Origin of the sequence: Pseudoalteromonas sp. TB25 (genome assembly GCF_000497995.1) — a bacterium.
Classification (GTDB): domain Bacteria; phylum Pseudomonadota; class Gammaproteobacteria; order Enterobacterales; family Alteromonadaceae; genus Pseudoalteromonas; species Pseudoalteromonas distincta.
This window is the reverse complement of sequence record NZ_AUTI01000028.1, coordinates 1-2007: the sequence shown is the minus strand read 5'-3', so window position 1 is coordinate 2007 and position 2007 is coordinate 1. Positions and strand designations below refer to the sequence as shown.

Here is a 2007-nt window from a genome sequence, read left to right as displayed (position 1 = left end):
GCTTGTTTGGCTTGCACAAATAAGCGGTTATTTGCCACCTCACCAAAGTCCCAACCTTCGCCATAAAAGTAGTTATCTTCATCAACAGCTTGCACTGCATCACGTGCTGCAAGAATTGACGATTTTGGCATATGCCCCATTACATCAAATCTAAAGCTGTCGTAACCAAATTCGCGTGCCAAAATAACTAATGAATCGCTAACAAACTTATCCATCATTACATGCTCTGTGGCTGTATTTTCACAACACGTTGAGCGCTCTATTTCACCACTTACTTCGTTATAACGGTGATAGTAACCCGGTACTAGTTTGTCAAATACCGACTTATCCCAAATACCCGACGATGTTGTATGGTTATAAACCACATCAAGCACTACGCGCAGACCAATAGATTGCAGTGATTGCACCATAGCGCGGGTTTCTTTAACGCGGGCAATGCCCTCTGGGCTTGAGGCGTACGAGCCTTCAGGCGCTATAAAGTAATGCGGATCGTAACCCCAGTTAAAGCTATCTAAGCTGCGCATAGCATTAGCAAGTGCTTGTGCGTCATCTGAGCCTGGTAAATAACCGCTCATTAAATCAATAATGGTGCTGCTTTTATCTTGGGTTTTACACGCATCGGCTTCATCATTAATTTGCTCACATAAATCTCCTAGCGTATCGCTAATATCTACACGCTTACTTACGTCTTCATCTATGGTGCCAATATCAGTAATAGGTAATAAATGAAAATGCGTTAAGCCATTTTGAGCCAAAGTTTGTAAGTGCTGCATAGGAGCACTATTTAGCTCAGTAAATGCAAGGTATTTACCGCGGTTAGCCTCTGTTACGCTGTTATCGCGCGCACTAAAGTCACGTACATGGCCCTCGTAAATAATCGCATCTTCTGGGTTTTCTACCGTAGGAATAAGGCGTGTATCCCACCCTTCGGGTTTAGTGTCTTCATCGGCTAAATTAATCAACTGGCTGTATAAACCATTGGTAGATACATTTAGTGAGTAAGGGTCTGTGCTCCAAAGCGACTCTATTTGCTGAGTCAGTGGGTGGTAAACATCAAAATTAAAGCGGTAGTAGTGGCGGTCGTATTGCATATCTAAACTTGCTTGCCAAATACCTGTCTGTGTATTTAATGTCATTGGCGTAGAGTGCACTTGTGTTTTTGCATCATCAAACACGTTTAGCATCATGTTATTAGCGGTGGGTGCCCACACTGTGACATCAATCGCGTTATTGCCATAATTTACACCCAGCACAGCTTCATTAGCATCGTCTTCGCCTTGCGTGTAAAGGGCATCGAGTGCTTTAGCGGTTTGCACATAGCTTGCTTCTAGAAGCTTACCTTCACTATCGTAACCGGCAATAACAAGCTGCGATTTAATAAGCGTTTTGGCAGTGCTTGTATCCCAACTTCCTTCGTATGCGTTCCAGGTGGTTAAATGCGGTACTTTTGACGCTTGCTCATCAGTTATATTGCTTGATTGCAGCGTAACAGTATCGCCGTTTAAACCAGTATCAATATCCACTTCAAGCTCAGCCGTAGCTGATGAATGTAACTTAATTAGGCTTGTAAACTCGTTACTTGGTTTATACAAAATAGTATTTAAATCAATCCAATGCGCTGAAGCACCTGTTATAGCAACTGCGCGTTCGCCTAAACTTAATATAGGGTATTCAAACACCGAAGGCTCGCCATGAATGGTAAAGTTCATACGCTGAAAGGTTTCATCGTCTTGCATCAGCGGCATGGTTAAATCCACATCACCAAACGCCTTACCTGACCCTTCTGTACCAATATGAATAATAAAATTGGCACATTCGTTATAACCCTCTTTAAGGTTAATTATCCAGTACGCACCGTAGTTTGGATCAATACCATCGTATTCATGGCCCTTAGCCCAATCACTGGTATCAAATGGTGGTGCATAAGCATCACACACATCGTTATTCCACGAATGTAATCGGTAGCCTTCGTAATTGTCATCGGCTAAGCGGTTATAAAATAAAACC

At 42.6% G+C, this 2007-nt stretch carries 1 protein-coding gene; it reads right to left on the bottom strand.

Annotated features, from left to right (window positions below):
- A partial coding sequence (locus tag L652_RS0100545) for a pullulanase-associated domain-containing protein (protein WP_024603174.1) occupies window positions 1-2007 on the bottom strand: 2007 nt, incomplete at both ends.